The organism is Chitinophaga sp. HK235 (assembly GCF_018255755.1).
In the GTDB taxonomy this organism is placed as follows: Bacteria; Bacteroidota; Bacteroidia; order Chitinophagales; family Chitinophagaceae; genus Chitinophaga.
Window position 1 is genome coordinate 7855508 of sequence record NZ_CP073766.1, and the last position, 25241, is coordinate 7880748.

Sequence of the window (25241 nt, forward strand, 5' to 3'; positions counted from 1 at the left end):
AAAAATCATTGTTATGAAAAGCGAACCACTGGTAGTAGAACGTACCCTTAATGCCCCGATGGGAAAAGTTTGGGAAGCACTGACTGTAAAAGAGAAAATGAGGAAATGGTATTTTGATGTGTCGGATTTTAGACCTGAAGTTGGTTTTTCCTTCACCTTTAATTGCGAAGACGAAGGAGTATTATACGTTCATCATTGCCAGGTGACGGAAGTAGTGCCCGGCAGGAAACTATCATATACCTGGAAATATGAAAATTATGAAGGAGAATCGCTGCTTACTTTTGAGCTGTCGCAGGAAGGGAGCCAGACAAAACTGACATTAACCCATGCCGGACTGGAAACATTTCCGCAGCACCTCAAATCTTTCACCCGCGAAAGTTTCACTGGTGGCTGGGATCATATCATCAATACTTCATTGCCTGAATATCTCGGGTCCCAGGGCTAAAGCCCTGGGCTATATTTGTGTAATATTATTTACGGAGTTTTATGCACGAATATGCCTGTTTAAGGCGTTTATAGCACTTTTTAAGTAACGGGTCTGTATAGTCAGAACACGTTGTTCTAAACAAACAATTATAGCCCAGGGCTTCAGCCCTGGGAGCTCAGCGCTAAATTATCATAGCAGTTTTGGTATAAATATCTGTATATCAGAAAGCCTTCCTTGTATACAAACAATTATAGCCCAGGGCTTCAGCCCTGGGAATTTTATTATATTAAGCTTATGAACAGATCTTATTTTTCGTTATCCAATATTTTATATGGGTTGTTGTTGGCAGGGGTGTTATCTGTAGCGTTGATCCCTGGTGGTAAGGTATGGTTTCTTCAGCAGCTGATGAAGATCGGGTTGTTTCAGCCGGGAGTGCCTGCTGGCGGGCATGGTGATATGGCGCCGGAGATGCGGTTCCTGACGGCGGAAGGTTTGCCGGTGGCTTTGTCTGAGTTGAGAGGGAAGGTGGTTGTCATTAATTTCTGGGCTACGTGGTGTCCTCCCTGCAGGGCGGAGATGCCTTCGCTGGATGGTTTGTATCGGCAGTTGAAAGACAGGCCGGATATTGTTTTCCTGATGGTGGATGCAGATAGTAATGTGGAAAAGGCGATGGGATTTATGCGGGATCATGGTTATCAGCTGCCGGTGGCGGTGTTGGCCGGTGAGGTGCCTGATAAGGTATATGCCGGTACGTTGCCTACTACGCTGGTGGTTGATAAGGCGGGGCGTATCGTTTTCCGGGAGACAGGGGCGGCAGACTATAGCAGCCGTAAGTTCCGGGAGTTTGTAGGGCAATTGCTGGACGCAAAGCAGTAGTTTTTTGTAAATTTTAGGAATGTCGACCGCTAAAACGGGATCGCTATTCCAAAATTGTTTACTTTTGAATAAATATTTAGTTTACATTATTTACTATGAAAACAGATTCGTTAGCTAATAAAGTGTATGTAGAACTTCGGCGCAAGATACTGTCCAACCAGCTGGTGCCGGGCATGCGCCTGAAGGAGGATGTGTGGGCCAAGAAGACGGAAGTAAGCCGTATGGCTGTGCGGGAGGCGCTGACGCGCCTACTGGGGGAGAATCTGGTGGTATTTGGTGAAAAAGGTGGATACTTCGTGAAATCCATGACTGCAGAAGATATTCATCAGGTGAGGGAGTTACGGGAACTGCTGGAGCTGGGTGCTATCCGTTTGGCTATCCAGAAAGCAGACAAAGAAGATATTGCCGCATTGGAAAAGATCTGTGATGACTTTACCAATATGGTAAAGAGTGGCTACCTGGGCGGCGCCTGCGAGGCGGATATGAAATTTCATGAAACACTGGTGGCCATGGCTGGCAATGCCAAGCTGATGGAGATATACCAGTCCAGTAATATCCCGCTGTTTCATATGAAGCTGGGCAAGATGCTGGTGCAGATGGATGACTATGAACAAACCGATGAAGAACACCGGGCTATCCTGCGTGCTTTGAAAAATAAAGACGTAAAAAAGGCGGAAGAAGCGCTGGTAAAGCATCTGCTGCGTGGTGAAGTAACTACCCTGGAGGTAGAATAACCCCTTTCCTGCATTACTAAAACTGTACTTTTCTTCCTTCTGATAATTTTCTTCAAATATTTTTTTGTTTACAAAATTTGAATATATTTGTAAACAGAGTAGCGAATAACTGACCATTCCTGGTTGGTGCTAAAGCTAACGTTATGTGAAACTTACGGGCAGTGCCGAAGCATCGTGTAGTCGTGCCCGTATCATCCACCTGTAATGCCGACGTGTATTCTTGCCACATAAGAACACAGTGAACGGTTTAATAAAACGCGAATTAATTTATCCAACCATCATGAAGGATGGTATGTCAACTGGTGCATTGATGTAGCAATGCGCACGGGTACGTTTATCTAACCATTTTATCTAACCAGAATTATGAAAGGAACACACCTTTACCTATTTGCAACCCTGCTGGCCATCCTCGCAGGTATTTGCAAGCCACAAAAGCTGATAGCGCAGGAGGTCAGAGAGATAAAGGGTACTGTCCTCGACAGCGCCACCCAGACAGCCCTTCCCGGTGTAAGCGTCATCATCAAAGGGACTAAAACAGGCGTTTCCACCAATGCAGAAGGCCATTTCACCATCCGCGCCAACAGTGCAGACGTACTTTCCTTCTCTTATCTGGGTTATGATAAAAAAGAAACAGCCATAGGCAACCGCAATAATGTTTACATTTCTCTGCCACAAAGTAAAACCACCCTTAATGAAACTGTGGTGATCGGTTATGGTGCTGTGAAAAAAAGCTCCGTGACCGCAGCAGTGGCGAAAGTAGAAAACAAAATACTCGATCAGGTGCCCGCCGGCAGGCCGGAAGCGGCCCTGGTAGGACGTATGGCCGGAGTTAATATTTCCCAGTCCCGGGGCCAGGCCGGTTCAGCACCTACCATCCGCATTCGCGGTATCGGCTCCATCAGCGCCGGCAACGATCCTCTCATCGTCATCGATGGTATCCCCGGCGGTAACCTGGGCATGGTTAATATGAACGATGTACAGTCTGTAGAAGTGCTGAAAGACGCGTCGTCTGCGGCTATATACGGTTCCCGTGCAGCCGGTGGCGTTATACTTGTGACGATGAAAAAAGGTGCGGCAGGCAAACCCAAATTCAACTTCAACGGATATGCCGGTCTGGGTAAAGCCATCCTGCACCACGACTGGATCACCGGTGATGAATACTATCAATACGCTACCAAATACCAGAACAGGGAATACGCCTGGGTAGGCGGCGACGTAACACTGCCTGTATGGGGCGATGGCAGAAGGCCTGCAGCCTATCAGGTCAGTGATGTGCTTAAAACAGGCCATGTAGTATGGCAGGATGCTGTGATGAAAACGGCTCCCATACAGAGTTACAACATCTCCGCCAGCGGCGGTACCGATAAAGCCACCTATTATGTGGCGGCTACCTATAAAGATGAACAAGGTGCCATGGTCAATACCTGGTTCAAAACCTACGGCCTGAGAGCCAATGTGGACGTGCAGGCCAGCAAAGCTGTCAGCGTGGGTTTTATGCTCAATCCTTCCTATTCCAAACGCCGGTATAATCCTTCTGAAATTCCTAACTATTCCAAATATCCTTCCTTTGCGGAGGTACAGCGGCCTAACGGCACCTACCCCAATGCCCGTGATTACTGGGGTGCCGTTGTAACAGGACAGGTAAATCCAATGGCTACCCTTCAGGGCTCTGAATATTATGGCAGCAGTTTCAGTAATATCGGTGAAGCCTATATGAAATTGCACCTGGCCAAAGGATTGTCCTTCCGCTCTTCTGTAGGTACGACCATGGACTTCAGCAGCCGCGACGAATTCCAGGCCTCCTGGGCTACCAGCGCCGCTAAAAACTCCGGTACTGACATCACCAGCAATAACATCAATGTGCTCAATGAAAACGTACTGAGTTACAATACCACCTTCAAAGGTGGTCACGACCTCTCCGCTATTGCCGGTGCTTCCTATCAGCGGAACGACAGCAAGGCGGTCAACCTCTACGCAGTGACAGGCAGCTACAATAACGATATCGTACATACGATGGGCAACGCCACCCTGGCACCTAACAGTAATACCGTCAAAAGCAAGTGGGGACTCATTTCCTACTTCACCAGGGTAAACTATGGTTATAAAGACAAATACCTGCTGTCAGCTTCCATCCGTACTGATGCCAGCTCCCGCTTCGGGCCAGACAACAGATGGGGTTACTTCCCGTCTGTATCTGCCGCCTGGCGCGTAAAACAGGAGAGTTTCCTGAAAGACTTCAAACCTGTCAGTGACCTGAAAGTAAGGGCCAGCTATGGTGTGACCGGTAACTTTAATATCGGCGATTTCCAGTATCTGGGTCTGATGGGCAACACGTTCTATTCTCCGGGTAATATCGTCACCAAAGGCCAAGCGCCTGTTAGTTATGGTAACAGTATGCTGGGGTGGGAAAAAACCAAAGGCATAGACCTCGGCGCGGAACTGTCTGTGCTGGATAATCGTATAAGCGTGGTGTTTGATTATTACGATAAACGTACCAACGATCTGTTGTATAGTATGCCAGTGCCGGCCACTACCGGTTTTAGTACCACCATGACCAACATCGGGCAGATACGCAACAGAGGAATAGAGTTTGAAGTGAATACCCGCAACATCGTGGGTAAGTTCAACTGGCAAACCTCTTTCAACTTCTCCCAAAATAAAAATACAGTGGAAGACCTGGGTGGTGTGAATAATGTGATCATCGCGGATCCTTCTTCCAATATGAATTGGATACTCAGAGTAGGCGAGCCGATGTTTTCTTATTATGGTTATAAGATTACAGGTGTTTATCAGGATGCTGCTGATATCGCCGCCAACCCTGGCATTGCAGGCACCAGACCCGGCAATCCTAAATTTGAAGATAAAGATGGCAATAAAAAAATCGATGCCAATGATAAACAGGTCCTGGGCAATTTCCAGCCCAAGGCTATTCTCGGAATGGTGAACAATTTCTCCTACAGCAATTTCGACCTGAGCATCGCCATGCAGGCTTCGCTGGGTGCGAAAATGTACAACTACGAAAATCAGTTCTACCAGGGTGCGTTGCTGGGCGCTATGCGTCGGTCCCTGGTAGAAAACCAGTGGTGGTCTGCTGCTGATCCGGGTAATGGCAAAGTGCCCGCCAGCGCGCTCAACACATTGGGATTCCAGACAATGTCTGACGCTTATATAGAAGATGCCTCCTTTCTTGCCATTCGTAATGTGAACCTGGGATATACCCTGCCGGAATCCCTTATCCGCAGGTTGCGGGTAACCAACTTCAGGGTTTATCTGTCTGCCAGCAACCTGTTCATCTTCACTAAAAAAGAATTCCATGGGTATAACCCGGAAGGATATACGAAAGGTGAGGTGAACGGTGTTGCCAGCATGCCTGGTGCCAACTACGGAGCAGAGCCTATCAGCCGCATTTACGCGCTGGGATTCAATTTTAACTTCTAATCAGCAAAAGCGTTTTTCATGAAAAAAAATAAAATCTATATACCGCTCCTGCTGCTGTCGCTCGCCGGCAGCAGCTGTACCAACAGCCTGCTGAACATGACACCGGATTCTTCCCTGACTACCACCAATTTCTATAAAACGGCCAACGATATGGACCAGGCGGTGATCGGCATCTACAGCAGTATGCAGGACCGCAAGCCCAAAGATTATATCCTGATGGAAATGCCCGGCGATAATCTGTATATGGGTACTGCCATGCCCGGTGTCAACGATCTGGACTACCTGACTGTAAACGCCGAAAATACAGCGGTGGCCGACTTCTGGGAGAAATCCTACTATGGTATAGGAAGAGCCAACGCTGTGCTGGAAAATATCGATAGACCTACAGATTACCCTGGCGGGAAAAAAGAACAGTTTACCGGTGAAGCAAAATTTATGCGCGCGCTCTTTTATTTTGACCTGGTAAGATTGTATGGGGGAGTACCACTGGTAACAAAAACACCTTCTATCAGCGAAGCTAAAAATATGCCCCGTGAATCAGCTGACAAGATCTATGATATGATCATCAGCGACCTGAAAGAAGCCATCGATCTGCTGCCGGCACCAGCCACGGCTATACGCGGCCGTGCCAGCAAAGGTGCTGCCACCGGCCTGCTGGGAAAAGTTTACATATATCGTAAAGACTGGGCAAACGCGAAAACTTATCTGGAGAAAACTATCCGGGATTTTAATTACCAGCTGGAACCCAACTTTGCCACGCTCTGGAGCCTGGCCACGGAAGATAACAAAGAGATCATACTGGCTATTAAATACACCGACGGTTCCAATGGACATTCGCTGGGCATCGACTTTGCGCCCATCGGCGGCCTGGCAGGCATTGTGGGCTCCGGCAACCAATACGCATTTCCTTCCTGGAGTCTCAATAAAAAATATGTGGCTGGCGATACCCGCAAAGCGTCTACTATTTCAGACTATGTGGTGAAAGCCACTTCTCCCAACGATCCGCCGGCATGGGGGCCTTACGTGAAAAAATATGCGACGAAATTTACCGGCTCCACTTCCGGACAAGACCTGCCGGTATTGCGGCTGGCAGATGTGGTACTGTTGTATGCAGAAGCATTGTACAACACCGGTGATAAAGGGAATGCTTTATTACAACTCAATGCTATCCGGGAACGCGCTTTTGGAGATGCTTCCCATGACTACACTGCCGCAGATATCGCCAGTGCTGATAGTTTCCTCGATCTCCTGTTGCAGGAAAGACAACTGGAACTGGCCTACGAAAATGAACGCTGGACCGATCTGGTACGTACCGGCAAATTCATGACGGTGATGACCAGTGAAGAAAGAGATTACAATCCGGCTACCAGTACCGCTACTAAAGTGACACTATCTCCCAAAGCTACCATGGCGGTTTTTCCGATACCGCAGCGACAGATCGATCAATATACGCCTGGAGTGCTCAAACAAAACGAAGGATACTAAATCAGAAACCAGTTATATACTTTAAGCATACGGGATGTTATACAGCATAAGCATAGTTAAACGGATTATCTTAAGTGGCCTCCTCATAGTTGGCTGTATGACATCCCATGCTCAGCACGTCACAGATGTGCGTGCCTATGGTGCCCTGGCGGACGGAAAAACAGACGACAGCAAGGCTTTTCAAAAAGCGATCAAACAGGCTGCAAAGACCGGTACACGAAAAATATTTGTTCCAAAAGGGCACTATCTGATTGCACAATCCATCAAACTACCATCCCGCTTTACGCTGGAAGCCAGTCCTGATGCATATATAGAACTGAAGCCTTCCGCCAATACCTGCCTGTTGCAAAACGAAGACCTGACTAACGGGAACGAATATATTACCGTAAAAGGTGGGAGATGGAATGGCAACGGCTGGAGTCAGACACGTAGCATTCGCAGTACAGTAGACAGTTCTGCCTTTTGTTTTGGTATGTTTTTCTACAAGGTGAAAAACCTGGAAGTGGCCGGGCTGCAGATAGACAGTACCCGCAGCTGGGGCATTGCCTACATGGAATGTGACACGGTGCATATACACGATATTCATTTTCAGCAGAACCCTTTTAAAGATGCACAACAAACCAGTGCGCTGATGCAGAATGGGGATGGTGTGACCGGTGGAGGCAATCATGTTCTGATAGAAAATATTTCTGGTTTCACCAATGACGACCTGGTAGCTTTTGCCGCTGGTGGAGCGTCTTTCCAGGGAAAGATGTCTCCGTTTCCGGCTTGTGATTATAAAGACATCACGGTTCGTAATATTACCCCGCAAAATATCTATGATTCCATTCCTACGTTGAAAGCGGTAGCCTTTTACACATTTGAAGGCAGAAAAGTGAGTGATATCAGTATTGAACGGGTGCATGGTAATACAGCCATGGCCTCTGTACTGTTTTACAGTCTTTTCGATAAAACAGGTTATTTCTCCAATGTAAAAATATCGGATGTGTCGGGGACAAATGTTTACGCCCGCTCTTCCCATCCGGGGCTGGCTTCTGTATACGGCGTTATCAGTGTGAAGTGTTCTGTGATAGACCGGCTGGATATCAGCCGGGTGCGCAGGGAGGAACGTCGTTATGCCAATCCGCAGTTTTTATTTGACGAACGTACAGTCATCGATTCGCTCAACATAAACCAGGTAGACATCCACCATCAGCACGTACAGGGCGACCTGCTGATGAAATCTTCCGGCGCCGTTATTAAAAACAGCCGCATCAATGGGGTGTCCATCAGCAATGTGGAATAGGTGAGATGGAAAGACAGGTTTTTAACTCAAAAATTTTAACAACATCGCTATGATGAACGCATGGCCCAAATCATCCTCGCTTTTAAAAAGCAATGAACAATGGATACCCGGTGGCGTGGTATCACTCAACCGGAAATCAGACCCCAATATCTGTTTCGTTAGCGGACAGGGTAGCCGTGTTCGTGACCTGGAAGGAAATGAATACATCGACTACCAGGCCGGTTTTGCCGCCGCATTTCTGGGGCATAATGACCCCGACGTTAACAAGGCGGTGCGTGCCGCGCTGGATAATGAAACGCTGTTGATGGGCGCAGGTCCTACCAACCTTGAAGGAGAGTTTGCCCGGCTGTTTTGTGAAAGTGTGCCTTCGGCAGAAAGTATAGAAATCACCACCACCGGATCAGAAGCTACCTATCATGCTATTCGTATAGCCCGTGCCGTTACTGGTAAAGAACATATTATCGTGATGCAGGGCGGTTATAACGGCTGGCATAACGATGTGGCCTGTAATGTGATCAGCAGCCTGACAGATGTGGGAGAAAGAGTGAGTCCGGGTGAATATCCGTTTGATTCCCTTTCAGCGGGTATTCCGGAAGGACATTCTTCCCTGGTACATGTGATCAACTATAATGATATTGACTCCGTAACGTATATCCTGCAACGTTATCCGGTGGCGGGCATACTGCTGGAGCCTATCCTGCAGAACATCGGTGTGGTGAAGCCTCAGCCGGGCTATCTGGAGACGCTGCGACAGCTGGCCGATGAACATGGTTTCCTGCTGATATTCGATGAAGTGAAAACAGGTTTCCGTCATGCGTTGGGTGGTTATCAGCAGTTGTGTGGTGTTACGCCTGATCTCAGCACTTTCGGTAAAGCCGTGGCCAATGGTTACCCGGTGGGTGTTATCGCCGGAAAGAAAAAATACATGGACTATTTCATCCATCCTGATAAAAACAAAAAAGTGCTCATCGCTGGTACCTTCAATGCACATCCGCTGACTACAGCGGCAGCTATTGCGACGGTGCGTAAGCTGGCTGCTCCTGGGTTTGGTGTATACGACCATGTCAACGCGCTGGGCCAGCTGCTGGAAAACGGCTTACAGGACATCTTCCGGACTACGGGCCGACCTTTTCAGATTGCGCGTCAGGGTTCCGCTTTTTGTATGTATTTTATGGACCATATGCCGGTAGATTATCACGATATATTGAAGCATCATGATTTTGCGTTTGATAAAGCATACAGGCTGAAACTGATCGAAAAAGGGATCTTTAACTTCCCCTTACCGATCAAACAAGGCAGTATCTCCTATGCGCATACGACACAAGACATCGAAGAAACACTGGAAAAAACCAAATCAATATTAGCAGCGCTATGAAGATAACGGCGATAGAAACACAGGTTTGCCACGCGCGGATGCGTAACTGGATCTTTATTAAAATTGTGACAGACCAGCCCGGACTGTGGGGATGGGGAGAAGCAACACTGGAATGGCATACCAGGGCAGTAGTAGGGGCGGTGGAAGATCTCAGCCAGCTGCTGATAGGAGAAGATCCCCGCCGTATTGAATATCTCTGGCAGATGATGTACCGTCAGCATTTCTGGCATGGCAACGGCATTGTACGGGGTACGGCTATCAGCGGTATCGACATCGCATTATGGGATATCCTCGGCAAAATACATGGTGTACCTTGTCATGAGCTGTGGGGTGGAAGAGTAAGAGATTATATCCGTTTGTACTGTCATTTGGGCGGTGGTAAGATGGAAGATTTTTACGAGACCAGACCGGATGATGCGGCCCGTTTCGGGGAGCTGGCCCAGCGTGCCGTGGAAGAAGGTTTTACAGCCTTTAAATCCATGGCGGTGCCGGAAACCATGCCACTGGAAGGTTTGCGTCCCATTCGTTATGCAGAAGCCTGTGTGAAGGCCATGCGTGACGCTGTAGGAGAAGATATTGATATCATGGTGGATTGCCATGCACGCCCCAGTCCGTTGATGGGCCTGCAGTTTGCAAAGGCATTGGAGCCATACGGACTTTATTTCTTTGAAGAACCCTGCTGGCCGGAAACGATGGATGACATTGCCCGTATACAACATGCGGTGAAAACACCGATTGCCAGTGGTGAAAGGCTGGTAGGTGTACATGCTTTCCGGGATATGCTGGAGAAGCGTGCGGTGAGTGTTATACAGCCGGATATCACCCATTGCGGTGGATTAAGTGAAGTAAGGCGCATTGCAGCGCTGGCTGAAGCTTATCGTGTGGCGGTAGCGCCGCATAATCCGCAGGGACCGGTGAGTACAGCTGCTTCTATCGAACTGGGTTTTGCCACACCATCTTACAGCATTTGTGAAAGTGTGCATAATGATGTGCCCTGGCGGGAAGAAGTAGTGAGCGAAGGGTTTACAGTAGAGAAAAAAGGAAGGATCGTGAAACCTAATGCCCGTCCGGGTTTGGGGATAGAGATCAATGAGGCAGTGGTGAAAAAACATCCTTTTCAGCAGGAAGTATTACAGCGTACATTTTATAAAGATGGTAGTGTAGGTGACTGGTAAAATAACGGGTATGAAAAAATTATTGGAAGAGAAAACAGTCCTGATCAGTGGCGCCCTGGGCGACATTGGCAGGGCTGTGGCCATTGCGTTTGCGGAGCAGGGCGCAGGTGTCGCGCTGGGCGATATTCAGCCCGCAGCGCAGGCACAGCCCCTGCTGAATGAACTCAAAGCTATCGGTGTGCCTTGCCATTATACACAGGTAGATGTGTCTGATGCAGTGGCGGTAGACAGCTGGTTACAGACTGCTGAAGCGGCTTTGGGGCTGGTGAGTATGGTGGTGGCCAATGCGGCTACTGTTACCATTGCTGGTCTTTATCAGATTACAGCGGAGCAATGGAGTAAAGAGCTGCGGGTAAACCTGGATGGTGCTTTTCATATAGCCCGCGCCGTTACCAGTCGGTTGCTGGAAAAGGCTGCCACCGGGAGTGTGGTATTTGTAGGTAGCTGGGCTGCTGAAGCGGTACACAGTCATATCCCGGCCTATTCCGTATCCAAGGCTGGGCTGCGGATGCTGTCTAAATGTATGGCACTGGAACTCGCTCCGCATGGCATTATGGTCAACGAGATCGCGCCGGGTTATGTAGATGCAGGGCTTAGCCGGACGGTATGGGAACAGGCACCGGAGCAGAAAGAACAGGCCCGTCTCAGGGCGCCGGTACGGCAACTGATCACACCGCAGCAGGTGGCCCGGGAGGTGGTACGGTTGTGTGATCCGGAAAACAGACATATCACCGGCAGTGTATTGCTGATGGATGGCGGATTGTCTTTGTTGTAACAAAATTGAAACATGACGAACTATCACGGAATAATAGGCATATCCAGGGAAGATATTACGCCGCCGGTAGGCATCTTTGCACGCAATTGGGGGGCTGCCACCCATGATGTGGCGGCAGGTGTTCATATGCCGTTGACCCTCACCTGTATCACTTTTCAGACAGGTAAGGACGTACAGCCGTTGGTGTTAGTATCCGCCGACCTGGGCTGGTGGAAAAGTGCTGCCGATGAAAAAACACTGCGGCATGGCATATTACAGGCCTTGTCCCTGACGGAAGAACGCCTGATGTTTTGTTTGACCCATACCCACGCGGGGCCCAGCACTTTCAGTGAAGATGCGGGCAAACCCGGTGGTCAATATATCATTCCATATCTGCAGCAGTTGCAGGAGAAGGCTGTCAGCTGTATCCGCCGCGCACTGGCGGCCGCACAGCCGGCTACGCTCACCTGGCAGTATGGCAGCTGCAACCTGGCGGTGAACCGCGATTTCCCGGAGCCGGGAGGTGATCGGCTGGTAGTAGGGTACAACCCCGCTGTCAGCGCAGATGATACAGTACTGGTAGGCCGCATTACAGACAGCGACTGCAAGGTGATGGGCACCATCGTAAATTATGCCTGTCACCCTACTACGCTGGCCTGGGAAAACCAGTTGTTGTCGCCCGACTACATTGGTGGAATGCGTACCGTAGTGGAAACTGCTACTGCGGCGCCCTGCCTCTTTTTGCAAGGAGCCTCCGGTGAGTTGTCGCCTGCAGAGCAATACAGTGGTGATACTTCGCTGGCCGATGGTTATGGCCGTCAGCTCGGCTATGCCGTGCTCTCTGCACTGGAAGGGATGCTGCCACCGGATACTACGCTTACTTATACCGGTGTGGTGGAATCAGGTGCTTCGCTGGGTATCTGGAAAAAAACGCCTGCCCCGGCGTCCACTACGCTGCTGGCTGAAATGACGCTGGTGGAAATGCCGCTGAAACCGATGCCTTCGCTGGCTGAGATAGAAGCCGCATGGGCTACCTGCGAAGATCACGTGCTCAAAGAGCGGCTGTGGCGTCAGCGGGGTATCCGTAAAACGGTGGGAGAAGGGGCAGTGGCAAAAATGCCGCTGTGGATATGGCGGCTGGGAAACACGATACTCGCCGGCCAGCCCAACGAAGCCTATTCCTTATTTCAGCAGGAACTACGGCAACAGCTGGCTCCGGCAGCCGTGGCTGTCATGAATATTGTAAACGGTTATGCCGGTTATCTGCCGCCTTTAACATCGTTCAGCCATAACAGTTATACTGTATGGCAAACGCCCTTTCAGCAAGGCTCACTGGAACAACTGATCTGCTCCGCCATCACTATTTCACAACGAATGATCCAAACCGCATGAACCTTAACCTGACCTTACTCGATGCCATCATCTTTGGAGCATATATATTGGGTGTAATTGGCCTGGGCATCTATGCCTCCCGCAAAGGCCAGCAAACAAAACGGGATTATTTTCTGGCCGGCGATAAACTGCCCTGGTGGATGATCGGCGGTAGTATCATCGCAGCCAACATCAGCAGCCATCATCTGGTAGGGGCTATGGGCGTAGCCTACAGTCGTGGTTTTGTGGCCATTGCCATGGAATGGGGCGCCATCCTGATGGGCTTCAATGCCTTGTTATGGATATTCCTCCCTTTTTATATTCGCAATGGTTTTTATACAGTGCCTGAATTTCTGGAGAAACGTTTTGGAACGGCTGCCCGAACTACTTACGCCAGCCTGATCCTGCTCACTTATGTGCTCGTAGAGATCAGTGCGGTATTGTATCTGGGCGCATTGTCATTACATTCCTTGTTAGGTATTTCGGTGATGACCAGTGTGGTGGTGCTGGCATTGATCACCGGTGTTTACACGATTGCAGGCGGTCTGCGGGCAGTGATCTACACAGAGATGCTGCAATTGATTGTACTGGTGATGGGTGGTATTGCCCTCACTATCGCCACCGTTAACGCTGCAGGGGGTGTATCGGCGATTACAGATACTGTAAAGGATTGGGACCTTATCCTGCCGGCCAACGATCAGGACTTTCCCTGGACCATGTACCTGGGTGGTGTATTGTGCATCAGTGTATTTTACTGTGCCACCAACCAGTTTATCGTACAACGGGTGCTCGCTGCCAAAAACGAGTGGCATGCCCGCATGGGCGTGGTCTTCGGCGACTACCTCAAATTTCTGATACCTGTTATCATTACCGTGCCGGCGCTGGTAGCGCCCAAGTTGTTCCCTCATCTCGAAAAGCCTGATCTGTTGTTTCCCACACTGGTGGAAAAACTGTTGCCCACTGGTCTGGTAGGCTTGGTGATGGCCGGTTTGATAGCCGCCGTGATGTCACATCTTTCAGGAGCGATCAACTCCTGTACAACGATTCTTACCGTAGATATTTATCTTCCCTACTTCCGTAAAAAGGCTACGGAAGCAGAAGCGGTGCGTTTCGGCAGATGGGCCGGCGCTGTCATTATTGTGATCGGTATCTTATGCACAGGGCTGTTTCTGACGCATTCCAAAAAACCGGTCTTCCTTTATCTGATGAATGCTTATGGGTTGTTTACACCTGGTATTGCAGCCATGTTTCTGTTGGGCATTCTGTGGAAACGTACTACGCACGCAGGTGCGCTGGCAGCGGGCATACTCACGATCCCATTGTCGGTCGTCATGGAAATTATCTATCCGGCTATGCCTTTCTTTAACCGTACCGGCATTGTTTTCTGGAGTTGTATGCTGGTATGTGCCGGTGTGAGTCTTCTTACCAAACCTGTGCCTGAAGCCCGTCTGGAAGGACTTATCTGGAACCGCGAAAGTTTAAAACTGCCGCCGGACCTGCTGCGTCAATCCCGTGGCTGGCGTAATCCAACACTATGGTGGGGATTTATAACGGCGCTGGTGTTGTATTTCTATATCCGTTATGCATGACCACCAAAATCCCGCATATAAAACTGATGGTTTTCTTTGGTGATGATATCGATAGGCATAAAATGTGTTTTTTCTACCGGTACTTTCAGCACAAGACTCTGATATAAAGCCATAATGCCGCGATAGCCCTGTTCCTGCGGCTGCTGACAGATGAGGAAATCGATATGCCCCTGATCGAGGCGTGACACATTTTCCTGCGTGAAATCATAGCCAATGAGCAGGGTATCCTTTTTGCCTTTTTTTTCGAGATAATGGGAAACAGCCGCTACTCTGGAATTGGTGACAAAAATGGCTTTGATACCATGATGCTGTTGCAGCACTTTCGATAATTCTTTTTCGATAGAGTGCTGGTCTGTTTGCCGGATATCGCATTTTATGACCGGCCTTTTACTGTCTTTGAAGTAAGCTCTCAGCCCTTCCTCTTTTCGCAGGAGATGGTGATGATCTTCTATTTCCCGGGAGATGTTGAGTACGAGTATGCCACTGTTGCGTGGTGTGCAGTAGTGGAAGAGCTGTCCGGCCTGATAACCGCTGCGGAAGAGATCAGGGCCTATATAACAGAGGCTTTCCTGTTGTGGAATATCCGAATTGATAAAAACGTAGGGGATGTTGAGTTTACTACAGGAACGGATAAACGAAATGGATTCTTCTATAAAGGAAGGAGCGAGTAAGATGCCGTCAGCAGGGTCTTTCAGCATTTTTTTGGTCGTCTTCACAAAAGATTTCCGGTCATTCAGGTCAAAGTAGTAAGGTTCTATTTTTACACCAAACGGTTTGATCTCTTCTTCTGCTTTCTGGATACCCGCCAGTGGCAGGGTCCAGAAGTCGGTTTCTTCGGAGGAGACTTTCGGGATAAGTGTAGCGAGACGCAGCACCTTTCGGGATGCCAGTCGTCTCGCCAGTATATTCGGTTGGTAGTTCAGTTCCTGTATGATCTGTTCTATTTTGTTTTTGGTTTTGAGGGAAACACCTGGCCGGTTATGGATAACCCTGTCCACTGTAGCGATGGCTACATTGGCTCTTCTGGCGATTTCCTTTACGCCGAGGGGTTGTTCGGCCGCTTTTTTCTTCATGATAAAATGGTTATAATTTTTGCAAATATAAGGCTACTGACGGGACGCTGTTTGTTTGGCTAAAGTGAGCGCCTGTGTGGTAGTATAGTATTTGGCCAGCATATTGGGCACTTCCCAGGCAGGCATATTATTGTTCCGTATATATTCCAGGAACTGTTGCATCACCTTGCCGAAAAGGGCTTCGTGTTTTTTGGCGAGTGCTTCCGGTATTACTACTTCCCAGCCTTTGTCGTTTGTTTTGAGAGACAGGCCCGGGTATTTCTGTGCCAATGCCGCAATGCGGGCTTCTACCGTTTTCGTATAGGTGCTATCGTGGGAGTGAATGGATTCTATGTATAACACTGGTTTGTATTGTTGTTCGGCGCCCTGCCGGATGATCAGGGAAGCCAGGCTTCCGCGGAGCAGGGAGTAATGTGTGTCGCCGGTACCTTCAGGGGCCTGGTAGTTCCAGGTAACGGATATGTTGGCATGAATTCCTTTGATGGTATAGTCAAAGGCGCCATTGGCATACACCTGCAGTATGCTGTCTTTATTGATGTTTTTATGCAGATATGCCGGGAAGCTGTTTTGTCCGGTGATGTCTGAATACTGTTGCAGTGTCATGGGAGTGGCCCAGCGTCTGGCGCTGTCTACGTGTATGTCTGTACGGTAGTGGATGGTTTGCTCCGGGAAGCAGGTCCACTGTACGAGGTCAACGAGGTGAGTGGTTACATCCACAATCCCTTCTCCCTGCTGTGTTTCATCTACATACCATGCAGGGCGTACCATGGTTTTGCCGGCTACCAGTTTTTTGAAATGATGGACGCTGTTTTTTACCACAGAGGGAGCCTGGAGGCTGCCCGGCTGCAGTGTGCCGAACACGTCGGGGAGAAGGGCCAGTTCACGCTGGAGGGTATTACGGATTTCATAACGTTCTGTCATGATATCATACAGCTGTATTTTTTTATCGGCGGCTTCCTGAAAGGCGGCCTGCAGGGAGTCGAAGCTGGCGGCATCTATAGCCATGGGCTTGTCTGCCAGCACATGTTGCCCGGCATGTACAGAACGGCGTATATACGTTGCCTTTAGCCGGTTGTTACCGGCAATCACCACAATATTGCCGGGAGGCTGTTGCAGCATTTTCTCCAGATAGTCGTGACCGGTATATACATCGGTAGCCCAGTGTACGCGCGGATCGGTTTGTTGGTTGAACCGCTCAATACTGGCCAGGTATTGTTTTACTTCCGGACCTTCCGGTGCAAACACCCGGATGGTGGAGTCTATACCGGGATACATCTGTTGTTGTACCAGAGAGGCATGGAAGTGCCCGGGATCTAAAGCGATCAGGTGCATGGCGGATTGTTTTTGATGGCTAGTGCCGCAAGACAATAATGCGATGGTTATGGTGGCAAAGATAATATTTTGCTTCATGGTGGCAGGTTTCATTTGTCAGTGCTGTTTTGTTTTGGTGACGTTGTCAGTGCTGATGCTGTCGGCGCTGTTGCCCCAGCTGCTGCGGATATAAGTGGCTACCGCTGCGATCTCTTCGTCTTTCAGGAAGTTGAAGGCGGGCATCTGTTCGCTGTATGTACTGGTTTTGCTTTTGGTATCGCCGGTGCGACCCTGCAGGATGGTTTGTATCAGCAGCTTTGCATCGCTGGTGACCAGTTTGTTACCGGCCAGGGCAGGGAAGGAGGAAGGCACGCCTTTGCCATCCGGCTTATGACAGGCTTCACAGTAATTTTTGTAGATGCCGGCACCTGTGCTGGTAATGGTGACAGTAGTGGCTTTGGCTGTTTCGCGTGTAGCCGTGGCCGGTACCTTCTCACCAGGACGGAGCGCGGTGATACGAAGAATACGATCATCGTGTGGCAACGGAAATCCTTTACCGGGATTCCAGTCACGGTTACTGGTGGCAATATAGATATCGCCTTCGGGAGAAATACAGATATCCCGCAGACGGCCGTACTTTCCGGAGAAATAAATCTCCTCACCGGTAATGGCATCCTGGGTGTTGCTGAGGTGTATCACATGGAGACTGGCAGCTTTCAAAGTACCCAGCAGGAGACTGTTTTTCCATTCCGGTATTTTATCGGAGTGATAGTAGTCTATACCTGCGGGTGCTATCGTAGGTGTCCAGGCTTTGAGTGGTGCGATGAAAGGGAAGGAGTCGGCATGGGCTTTTTCATCAGGACGATCTGCATAACCTTCTATCCTTGCCCATCCGTAGTATCCGGCTTTCTGAATGAGGTTCAGTTCATCGTCAGTGGCGTCGCCGTGTTCGGAGGCAAAGAGCCGGCCTTTATCGGTAAACACGAGGCCCTGAATATTGCGGTGTCCCCTGGACCAGAGATAGTTGCCCGGATAGGGATTATCTGCAGGCACGGTGCCGTCAATGTTAAGGCGTAACACCTTACCATTAAGGGATGCAGTGTCAGGAGCAAGCTGATCGTGGGCGGCATCACCGGTAGAGAGCAATACTTTACCGTCAGGAGAGATGGCTACACGGGAGCCGTTATGTCCGGTATTGCCTGGCAGCTCCAGCAATAGCAGTGGGTCTTTCAGGGTATCGGCGGTATAGGTATAACGCATCAGCCGCGATACGATGGAAGAGTCTTTGTTGAGATGCGTATAGTCTACAAAAACATAAGGCAGTTTTTTATCCGGATGTATGGCCATGCCCAGCAGGCCCAGTGTACGCTGACGGTATACGTCGGGGATGACGAGCAACAGTTTTTTTATACCGGTATGCGGATCTACTTTACTGATGGTGCCGCTCTGTTCGGTGTACCAGATCTGGTTGTCGGGGCCCCAGGCTATTTCCCAGGGTACATTCAGGTCGGATACGATGGTGCTGATACCGAGCGTGGTCTTGTCCAGTTGAAGAGTGGCCTCTATCGGCTGTTGAAAGCCGCGTGTGGAGGGCCTTAGCAGAAAATAGATGCCTATTGCAAATGCAAGGATCAGCAGAAGGATACGGATACGTTTCATATACGCGGTAACTTGTAAGTGTGGTTTACGAGAAGAACAGGGTGATGGCGTTGCTTATGGCCAGTAGCAACATTACGATCAGCCCGATGGCGCCGGCGATGTTGGTGAAGGTGTTGTTTTTCAGCGGTCCCATGATGGTGGTGTCATTGGCTACAAGATAGAGCGCGATGCCGATAAACGGTACGATGAAAATAGTGACAGCCTGTGCAAGCACAATTAGTTCCAGTGGGAGCTTACCAAAAGTGATGGCCACACTGGCGCCAATGATCATGATAACGGCAATGAACGTACGAACCACGCCGGAGCTGAGTTGTCCGCCATAACCGAGAGCGTCTCCCAGCAAGGTGCCGCCCAGGGCTGCATTACCGAGCAAGGAAGAAAAGGAAGCGCCAAAAAGGCCCACCAGGAACAATCCGGAAGCGGCATTGCCGAATACGGGTTCCAACGCGATGGCCATATCGGTGGCGTTGTTGATTTTGATGCCTGCGGGATGTAATACGGTAGCGGCGCAGATCATCACAGTGGCGCTCATGAAGCCGAGTATCAGCATACCGGGCAATGTCTCTTTACCAGTCAGGCTTACTTCCGGTCTTAAACGTTTGCGCTCCTGTACCAGATACGACTGATAGATAGCGCCCACGATAGAAAAGCAGGATGCCATAAAGGCGATGATAAGTTTTTGTGAGCCGGCTGGTACGGTCGGAACAAAGCCGGAGGCGATGCCCGCTACAGGAGGGCGGGAGAGGATCATCGTTACCATAAAGGCAAACAACATCATGATAATAAGTCCTATCATAATTTTCTCCAGCATCTTGTAGAAGGTGCGGAAAAACAGAATGCTGATACCAGCGATGTTGCAAAGGATGATCCAGATGGTTTTGTTGGAATGGGTAGCTTCCGCCAGCGTGATGCCGGCACCAATAGAATTACCCGCCTGAAAGGAAGCAGTCACCAGGAATACGCCCACCCCGATGGCGATGCGTGCCGGCAGTCCCCATTTGCGGCTGATCGTGCTGAGTAATGACTCGCTGGTGGCGATGCCTACCCGTGCAGCCATGGTAGTGAAGATGATCATGAAGAAGATGGCCACGGCCACAATCCATAATAAGGAGAAACCATAGCCGGCGCCCATGATGGAAGCGATGGTGACTTTGCTGGGCCCGAATACCAGCGCGGCGGTGATGAGCCCTGGCCCGAGTGATTGCAACCAGGCCTTATAGCCATGTTTTTTTTGAATGGTGCCGTTGGCAGTGGCCGGCGTTTTTTCCATTGTTGTTCCAGGTGATGACATCAGGTTGATTTTTACTTTTTTCAGATGTATGCGGATACTTGCTGATATAGGGATGATATCCCCTGTAGTATTGATTTTGGCCCCGACAATCATATAGCCCAGGACTTCAGTCCTGGGATCCGGGTACGTTACCGAAAGATAGACACATTCTTCGGGAAATAAAAGAAAGCGTTTATCATTTTTTGTAAAAAAACATTGTGCATTCTCAAAAAAAGAAGTATTTTTCGGGTACGTACCCGGAAATCGGAATTTATTACTCCGGGATGCAGTGATCAACTGAAATTTACAAGACAGGCCAACTGTGAACAGATATATAATAGGACACCAGTAAGTGTAGTCCTTACCATTATAAAAGTATCCGCAAAAATTCCAACATGAAAAACAGTCGCCGCAACTTTATCCGCAATACCGCGCTGGCAGGCATCGGAACAGGTTTATTGGGAAACCTCCGGCCTTTGTATGGCATGAATACCAGTCATTCCGACAAATTGATCCGCATCGGCATCATCGGCCTCGATACTTCCCATGCTATCGCTTTCACCAAAAATTTCAACAATCCGGTAACAGTACCCGGCCTGGAAGGCATGAAAGTAGTGGCGGCATTCCCGCAAACAAGCCCCGACATCGAGCTGAATAAAAAACGACTACCTGGATATATAGAACAGGTAAAAGCGATGGGAGTGGAGATAGTGGATTCCATGGCGGCACTGCTGGAAAAATCAGATGTGGTATTGCTGGAATCCAATGACGGTCGTCCGCATCTGGCACAGGCTATGCCGGTCATCAAAGCAGGAAAAAAAATCTTCATCGATAAACCCCTGGCGGCATCATTCGCAGATGGTATTGCCATCGTGAAAGCCACCAGAAAATACAACGTACCCATGTTTTCCTCTTCTGCCCTGCGTTTTATGGACAGCGTTAAACAAGTGCAGCAGGGAGCTATCGGTAAAGTAACTGGCGCTGATACTTTCAGTCCTGCCGCGTTGGAAAAAACACATCCCGATTTGTTCTGGTATGGCATCCACGGCGTAGAAACACTTTTCGCTGTAATGGGCAGTGGCTGCAAAACCGTTACCCGCTTCAATACCCCCGGCAATGATGTGGTAGTAGGACAATGGAACGATGATCGTATCGGCACGTTCAGAGGTACCCGCAACAGTCCCGATGATTTTGGTGGCCGCGTAGTCGGCGAAAAAGGAAATCAGCTGTTAGGTCCTTTTAAAGGCTACGATGCACTGCTACAGGAGATCGCCGCCTTTTTCCGTACCGGCGTGCCTCCTGTAAAACCGGAAGAAACACTGGAGATCCTGGCGTTTATGGAGGCAGCCGAAGAAAGCAAACGTAAAGGGGGAAAACCCGTTGCGTTGCCCGTCATCAATATTTAAATAACCTGTAATTCCAATACCCAAAAAATCTGAAAGCTTATGAAGGCGTCCCGTAGAGACTTCCTGAAAAAAACAACCAAAGGTACGGCTGCTGTTATGCTGGGTGGCATGCTACCGGGTTTCAGTGCAGCCAGTTATGCACGTATCATGGGTTCCAACGACCGTGTACGTGTAGGTATGATGGGTGTAAACTCCCGTGGTCTTGCATTGGCCAATAACTATGCCCGTCAAAAAAATTGTGAAGTGGTATCTGTTTCCGATGTGGATACCCGCGCTGCGGAAAAATGTATAGCCAGCGTCTTTAAAATCACACAGACAAAACCCCAGGCAGTACCCGATTTCCGGAAAGCCCTCGAAAATAAAAACATGGATGCGCTGGTGGTGGCGGCACCAGACCACTGGCATGCGCCGGCCGCCATCCTGGCTGCCAAGGCAGGCAAACATGTATACCTCGAAAAACCCTGCAGCCACAATCCGTATGAAGGGGAGTTGCTCGTAAAAGTGGCAGAAAAATATAAAGCAGTCATTCAGATGGGCAACCAGCGCCGTTCCTGGCCAAACGTGGAAGCCGCTATCCGCGAGGTACGCGGAGGTTCTATCGGACGGGCTTACTTCGCCAAAGGCTGGTATACCAACAACCGTGAATCTATTGGCCGCGGTAAAGAGATCGATGTGCCGGCATGGCTCAACTATGATCTGTGGCAGGGACCAGCACCCCGTCGTCCGCTCAAAGACAACCTTATCCATTACAACTGGCACTGGTTCTGGAACTGGGGCACCGGCGAAGCACTCAACAATGGCACCCATATGATTGACCTCATGCGTTGGGGCCTCGGCGTGGAATATCCCAGCCGTGTTACTTCTGCGGGGGGCCGTTACCGTTACCAGGACGATTGGGAAACGCCCGATACACAAGTGATCACACTGGAGTTCCCCAATAATACCAGCATGACCTGGGAAGGTCGCAGCTGTAACGGACGCACCGTGGAAGGCAACTCCGTAGGTGTCATCTTCTACGGAGAAAAAGGCTCCCTGGTAATTGACGGTAACGCCTATACGATTTATGACCTGGATAATAAAGTAGTGAAAGAAGTAAAAAACCAGGTCATCATCGATCCGCGCAATCTGATGAATCCCGCTGAAACACTGGACGCGCTGCATATTCAGAATTTCTTTGAAGGTATCCGCAAAGGCACGCCACTGAATGCAGACATTCTGGGTGGTTATCAAAGTACGCTGTTATGCCAGCTGGGCAATATTGCACTACGTACCGGCAATGCGCTACACATCGATACCAGCAACGGCCATATCCTGAATGATGCCGCAGCGCAACAATACTGGAAACGGGAGTACCAGCCAGGATGGGAACCAACCTTGTAACTCAATTACGAATTACGGATTATCAATTGCGGTTTCGTCATTGATAATCCGTAGTTGAAAACAGATGATTATGAAACAAACCGGCCGGATCGATCCGGGCCAGCTGAGTCGTCGGGATACGGTGATCTCCATCCTGATCATCGGAATGCTCTTCTTTATCTTTGGTTTCGTGACCTGGGTGAATGCCATTCTGATACCGTATTTTAAGATTGCCTGTGAGCTGACCAATTTTCAATCTTACCTTGTAGCCTTCGCTTTTTATATTTCCTATTTTATTATGTCCGTCCCTTCTTCTTACCTGCTGAAGGCGGTAGGATTCAAGAAGGGCATTATGATCGGATTCTGGACGATGTCGCTTGGCGCAGCTATTTTTATTCCGGCTGCAATGACCCGAACCTATGAGGTGTTTCTGTTAGGATTGTTTACCATAGGACTTGGGCTGGCGGTATTGCAAACAGCAGCCAATCCCTACATCACGATACTGGGCCCAAAGGAAAGCGCAGCGCAGCGTATCAGTATCATGGGGATCTGCAACAAGGGCGCGGGTATTATAGCGCCGCTGATCTTTGCTGCTGTGATATTAAAGCCTACTGACAGCGGTTTGTTTGCACAGCTGCAGCATATGACGGGTGCCGCTAAGGAAGCGGCCCTCGATGAACTGATCCGCAGAGTGATAGCGCCTTATACCGTAGTGGCAGCTGTCTTGTTTATACTGGGATTGCTGGTGCGTTATTCTCCCTTGCCGGATATTAATACCGAACAGGAAGATGGGGCAGTAGCGGTGGCCAACGCAGGCAAGAAAAACATTTTTGGATTCCCGCATCTGATACTCGGAGCAGTGGCCATTTTTCTGCATGTAGGCACGCAGGTGGTGGCTATTGATACGATTATCGGTTATGCCACTTCCATGCATATCCCATTGATGGAAGCTAAAACATTTCCCTCCTATACATTATTTGTCACCATCTGTGGTTATCTGCTGGGCATTATAACGATCCCGCGTATACTGAGTCAGGTCAATGCCTTGCGTATCTGTACTATATTGGGCGCTTTATTTACACTGGGTATTATTTATATGCAGGGAGAAGTAAAACTGCTGGGACATACTACAGATATCTCCATCTGGTTTGTGGTATTGCTGGGCTTTGCCAATTCGCTGGTATGGGCTGGTATCTGGCCGCTGGCGCTCGATGGCCTGGGACGTTTCACAAAATTGGGAGCTTCCCTGATGATCATGGGATTAAGTGGTAATGCCATGCTGCCTCCTTTGTATGGTTATTTCGCAGACAGGTATGATGTACGTCATGCTTATTGGGTGCTGTTTCCCTGTTATCTGTACCTCATGTTTTACGCATTTTATGGGCATCGTATCAGACAGTGGACAAGGACTGCCCTTTCTATAAATACTCAACCGGAAAAACAGTTGCATGGAACAGAGAAAGTATAAGATTGTCAATGGCCATATTATTACACCTTACCGGATCATACGTAATGGTACATTGATTACGGAAGGCAAACGTATCCTGGCGGTGAGCGAGCGGGATGTGGAAATGCCCGGCGCGACGGTGATAGACGCAGGCGGGCAGTATGTGTCTCCGGGGTTTATAGATCTGCATATTCATGGTGGTGGTGGTTTTGATTTTATGGATGGTACGGTAGCAGCTTTTCTGAAAGTGGCGGAAAAACACCTGGAATATGGTACCACCACGATGGTGCCTACTACACTGAGCAGTGACAAGGCTAGTTTACTCAAGGCCCTTGAATTATATGAAGCGGCGCATGCGCAGAATACTACCGGTGCACGTTTTGCCGGGCTCCACCTGGAAGGGCCTTATGTGGCCATGAGCCAGCGGGGAGCACAAGACCCGCGTTATATCCGTAATCCGGAGGAAGCGGAATATATGGAGGTGTTGTCTGCTTCATCGGCGGTGGTGCGCTGGAGTGCAGCCCCTGAACTGCCGGGAGCATTACCTTTTGGTCGTTATCTCCGGTCCCGGGGCATACTGGCAGCCGCCGCGCATACCGACGCTATTTATGAAGAAATGCTGGAAGCTTACGAGAACGGCTATACGCATATTACCCATTTGTATTCTGCCATGTCGAGTGTCACCCGCCGCAATGCCTTTCGTTATGCCGGTGTGGTGGAAGCAGCTTTCCTGATTGATGATATGACGGTGGAGATCATCGCTGATGGGATTCACCTGCCGGCTCCTTTGCTGAAGCTGGTATATAAGATCAAAGGGGCGGGTAAAACGGCGCTGATTACCGACGCCATGCGTGCCGCAGGAATGCCGCCAGGGGAAAGTGTTTTGGGGGGGCTGCATAATGGTATAAAGGTACTGGTGGAAGATGGGGTGGCTAAACTGCCCGATCGTACTTCATTTGCCGGCAGTGTAGCCACAGCCGATAGGCTGGTGCGGACCATGGTGCAGCTGGCAGAAGTGCCCCTGCAGGAAGCTGTACAGATGATCACGGCCACCCCTGCGTCCATTGCTGGTATAGATGACCGAAAAGGATCTCTGGTGGCTGGTAAAGATGCTGATATTGTTTTTTTTGATGAAAAGATACAGGTAAGTACCGTTTTTATAGAAGGAGAACGGATGTACAGCAAAGACACAACGTTGTAAAAGAAA

General features: G+C 49.5%; 19 protein-coding genes. 15 read left to right on the top strand and 4 right to left on the bottom strand.

Annotated elements, in window-relative coordinates; all coding sequences use genetic code 11:
* The first annotated feature begins 13 nt into the window (after positions 1-13).
* From KD145_RS30290 to KD145_RS30340, 11 genes are all read left to right on the top strand, one after another.
* Positions 14-445: an SRPBCC domain-containing protein gene (locus KD145_RS30290; RefSeq protein WP_212003535.1), complete on the top strand. Its 432-nt coding sequence runs from the start codon at positions 14-16 to the stop codon at positions 443-445.
* A 276-nt stretch (positions 446-721) separates the two neighbouring features.
* Entirely contained in the window at positions 722-1303 is a 582-nt protein-coding gene (locus tag KD145_RS30295; RefSeq protein ID WP_212003536.1) for a TlpA disulfide reductase family protein, read from the top strand.
* Between the two features lie 95 nt (positions 1304-1398).
* Complete coding sequence (locus KD145_RS30300; RefSeq protein ID WP_212003537.1) at positions 1399-2037, top strand: GntR family transcriptional regulator; 639 nt, start codon at positions 1399-1401, stop codon at positions 2035-2037.
* Positions 2038-2400: 363 nt separating this feature from the next.
* Positions 2401-5475, top strand: coding sequence for a TonB-dependent receptor (locus tag KD145_RS30305; RefSeq protein ID WP_212003538.1), 3075 nt, complete (start codon positions 2401-2403; stop codon positions 5473-5475).
* 18 nt (positions 5476-5493) lie between these two features.
* On the top strand, positions 5494-6960 hold the full coding sequence (locus KD145_RS30310; protein WP_212003539.1) for a RagB/SusD family nutrient uptake outer membrane protein: 1467 nt from the start codon (positions 5494-5496) through the stop codon (positions 6958-6960).
* Positions 6961-7057: 97 nt separating this feature from the next.
* On the top strand, positions 7058-8245 hold the full coding sequence (locus KD145_RS30315) for a glycosyl hydrolase family 28-related protein (protein WP_212003540.1): 1188 nt from the start codon (positions 7058-7060) through the stop codon (positions 8243-8245).
* 49 nt (positions 8246-8294) lie between these two features.
* On the top strand, positions 8295-9620 hold the full coding sequence (locus KD145_RS30320) for an aspartate aminotransferase family protein (protein WP_249219639.1): 1326 nt from the start codon (positions 8295-8297) through the stop codon (positions 9618-9620).
* The gene (gene dgoD, locus KD145_RS30325; RefSeq protein WP_212003541.1) at positions 9617-10795 is read left to right on the top strand and encodes a galactonate dehydratase; all 1179 of its coding nucleotides are present in this window, start codon (positions 9617-9619) and stop codon (positions 10793-10795) included. The genes KD145_RS30320 and dgoD overlap by 4 nt, the downstream gene beginning before the upstream one ends.
* A 10-nt stretch (positions 10796-10805) precedes the next feature.
* The gene (locus tag KD145_RS30330; protein WP_212003542.1) at positions 10806-11570 is read left to right on the top strand and encodes an SDR family NAD(P)-dependent oxidoreductase; all 765 of its coding nucleotides are present in this window, start codon (positions 10806-10808) and stop codon (positions 11568-11570) included.
* A 12-nt stretch (positions 11571-11582) separates the two neighbouring features.
* A complete protein-coding gene (locus tag KD145_RS30335) occupies positions 11583-12941 on the top strand; it encodes a neutral/alkaline non-lysosomal ceramidase N-terminal domain-containing protein (protein WP_212003543.1) in 1359 nt (452 codons plus the stop codon).
* Complete coding sequence (locus KD145_RS30340) at positions 12854-14509, top strand: SLC5 family protein (protein WP_249219640.1); 1656 nt, start codon at positions 12854-12856, stop codon at positions 14507-14509. Before KD145_RS30335 ends, KD145_RS30340 begins: the two co-directional genes overlap by 88 nt.
* Here the strand turns inward: KD145_RS30340 and KD145_RS30345 are convergent.
* Genes KD145_RS30345 through KD145_RS30360 form a run of 4 tightly spaced genes read right to left on the bottom strand, consistent with a single transcriptional unit; the run spans position 14500 to position 19843 of the window.
* The gene (locus KD145_RS30345; RefSeq protein WP_212003544.1) at positions 14500-15582 is read right to left on the bottom strand and encodes a substrate-binding domain-containing protein; all 1083 of its coding nucleotides are present in this window, start codon (positions 15580-15582) and stop codon (positions 14500-14502) included. The genes KD145_RS30340 and KD145_RS30345 overlap by 10 nt on opposite strands.
* A gap of 33 nt (positions 15583-15615) precedes the next feature.
* Complete coding sequence (locus KD145_RS30350; protein ID WP_212003545.1) at positions 15616-16992, bottom strand: putative oxidoreductase C-terminal domain-containing protein; 1377 nt, start codon at positions 16990-16992, stop codon at positions 15616-15618.
* An 18-nt stretch (positions 16993-17010) separates the two neighbouring features.
* Complete coding sequence (locus KD145_RS30355) at positions 17011-18552, bottom strand: PQQ-dependent sugar dehydrogenase (protein ID WP_212003546.1); 1542 nt, start codon at positions 18550-18552, stop codon at positions 17011-17013.
* 25 nt (positions 18553-18577) lie between these two features.
* A complete protein-coding gene (locus tag KD145_RS30360) occupies positions 18578-19843 on the bottom strand; it encodes an Nramp family divalent metal transporter (protein WP_249219646.1) in 1266 nt (421 codons plus the stop codon).
* A 374-nt stretch (positions 19844-20217) separates the two neighbouring features.
* Here KD145_RS30360 and KD145_RS30365 point away from each other — a divergent pair, with 374 nt between their 5' ends.
* The 4 genes from KD145_RS30365 to nagA all read left to right on the top strand — a co-directional run bounded on the left by KD145_RS30365 (position 20218) and on the right by nagA (position 25235).
* Entirely contained in the window at positions 20218-21228 is a 1011-nt protein-coding gene (locus KD145_RS30365; protein ID WP_212003547.1) for a Gfo/Idh/MocA family protein, read from the top strand.
* 39 nt (positions 21229-21267) lie between these two features.
* Positions 21268-22608 carry a Gfo/Idh/MocA family protein gene (locus KD145_RS30370; RefSeq protein WP_212003548.1) on the top strand — a complete coding sequence of 447 codons (1341 nt, stop codon included), beginning with the start codon at positions 21268-21270 and terminating at the stop codon, positions 22606-22608.
* A gap of 70 nt (positions 22609-22678) precedes the next feature.
* Positions 22679-24055 carry a sugar MFS transporter gene (locus tag KD145_RS30375; protein WP_212003549.1) on the top strand — a complete coding sequence of 459 codons (1377 nt, stop codon included), beginning with the start codon at positions 22679-22681 and terminating at the stop codon, positions 24053-24055.
* Complete coding sequence (nagA, locus tag KD145_RS30380) at positions 24036-25235, top strand: N-acetylglucosamine-6-phosphate deacetylase (protein WP_212003550.1); 1200 nt, start codon at positions 24036-24038, stop codon at positions 25233-25235. The genes KD145_RS30375 and nagA overlap by 20 nt, the downstream gene beginning before the upstream one ends.
* Positions 25236-25241 lie beyond the last annotated feature (6 nt).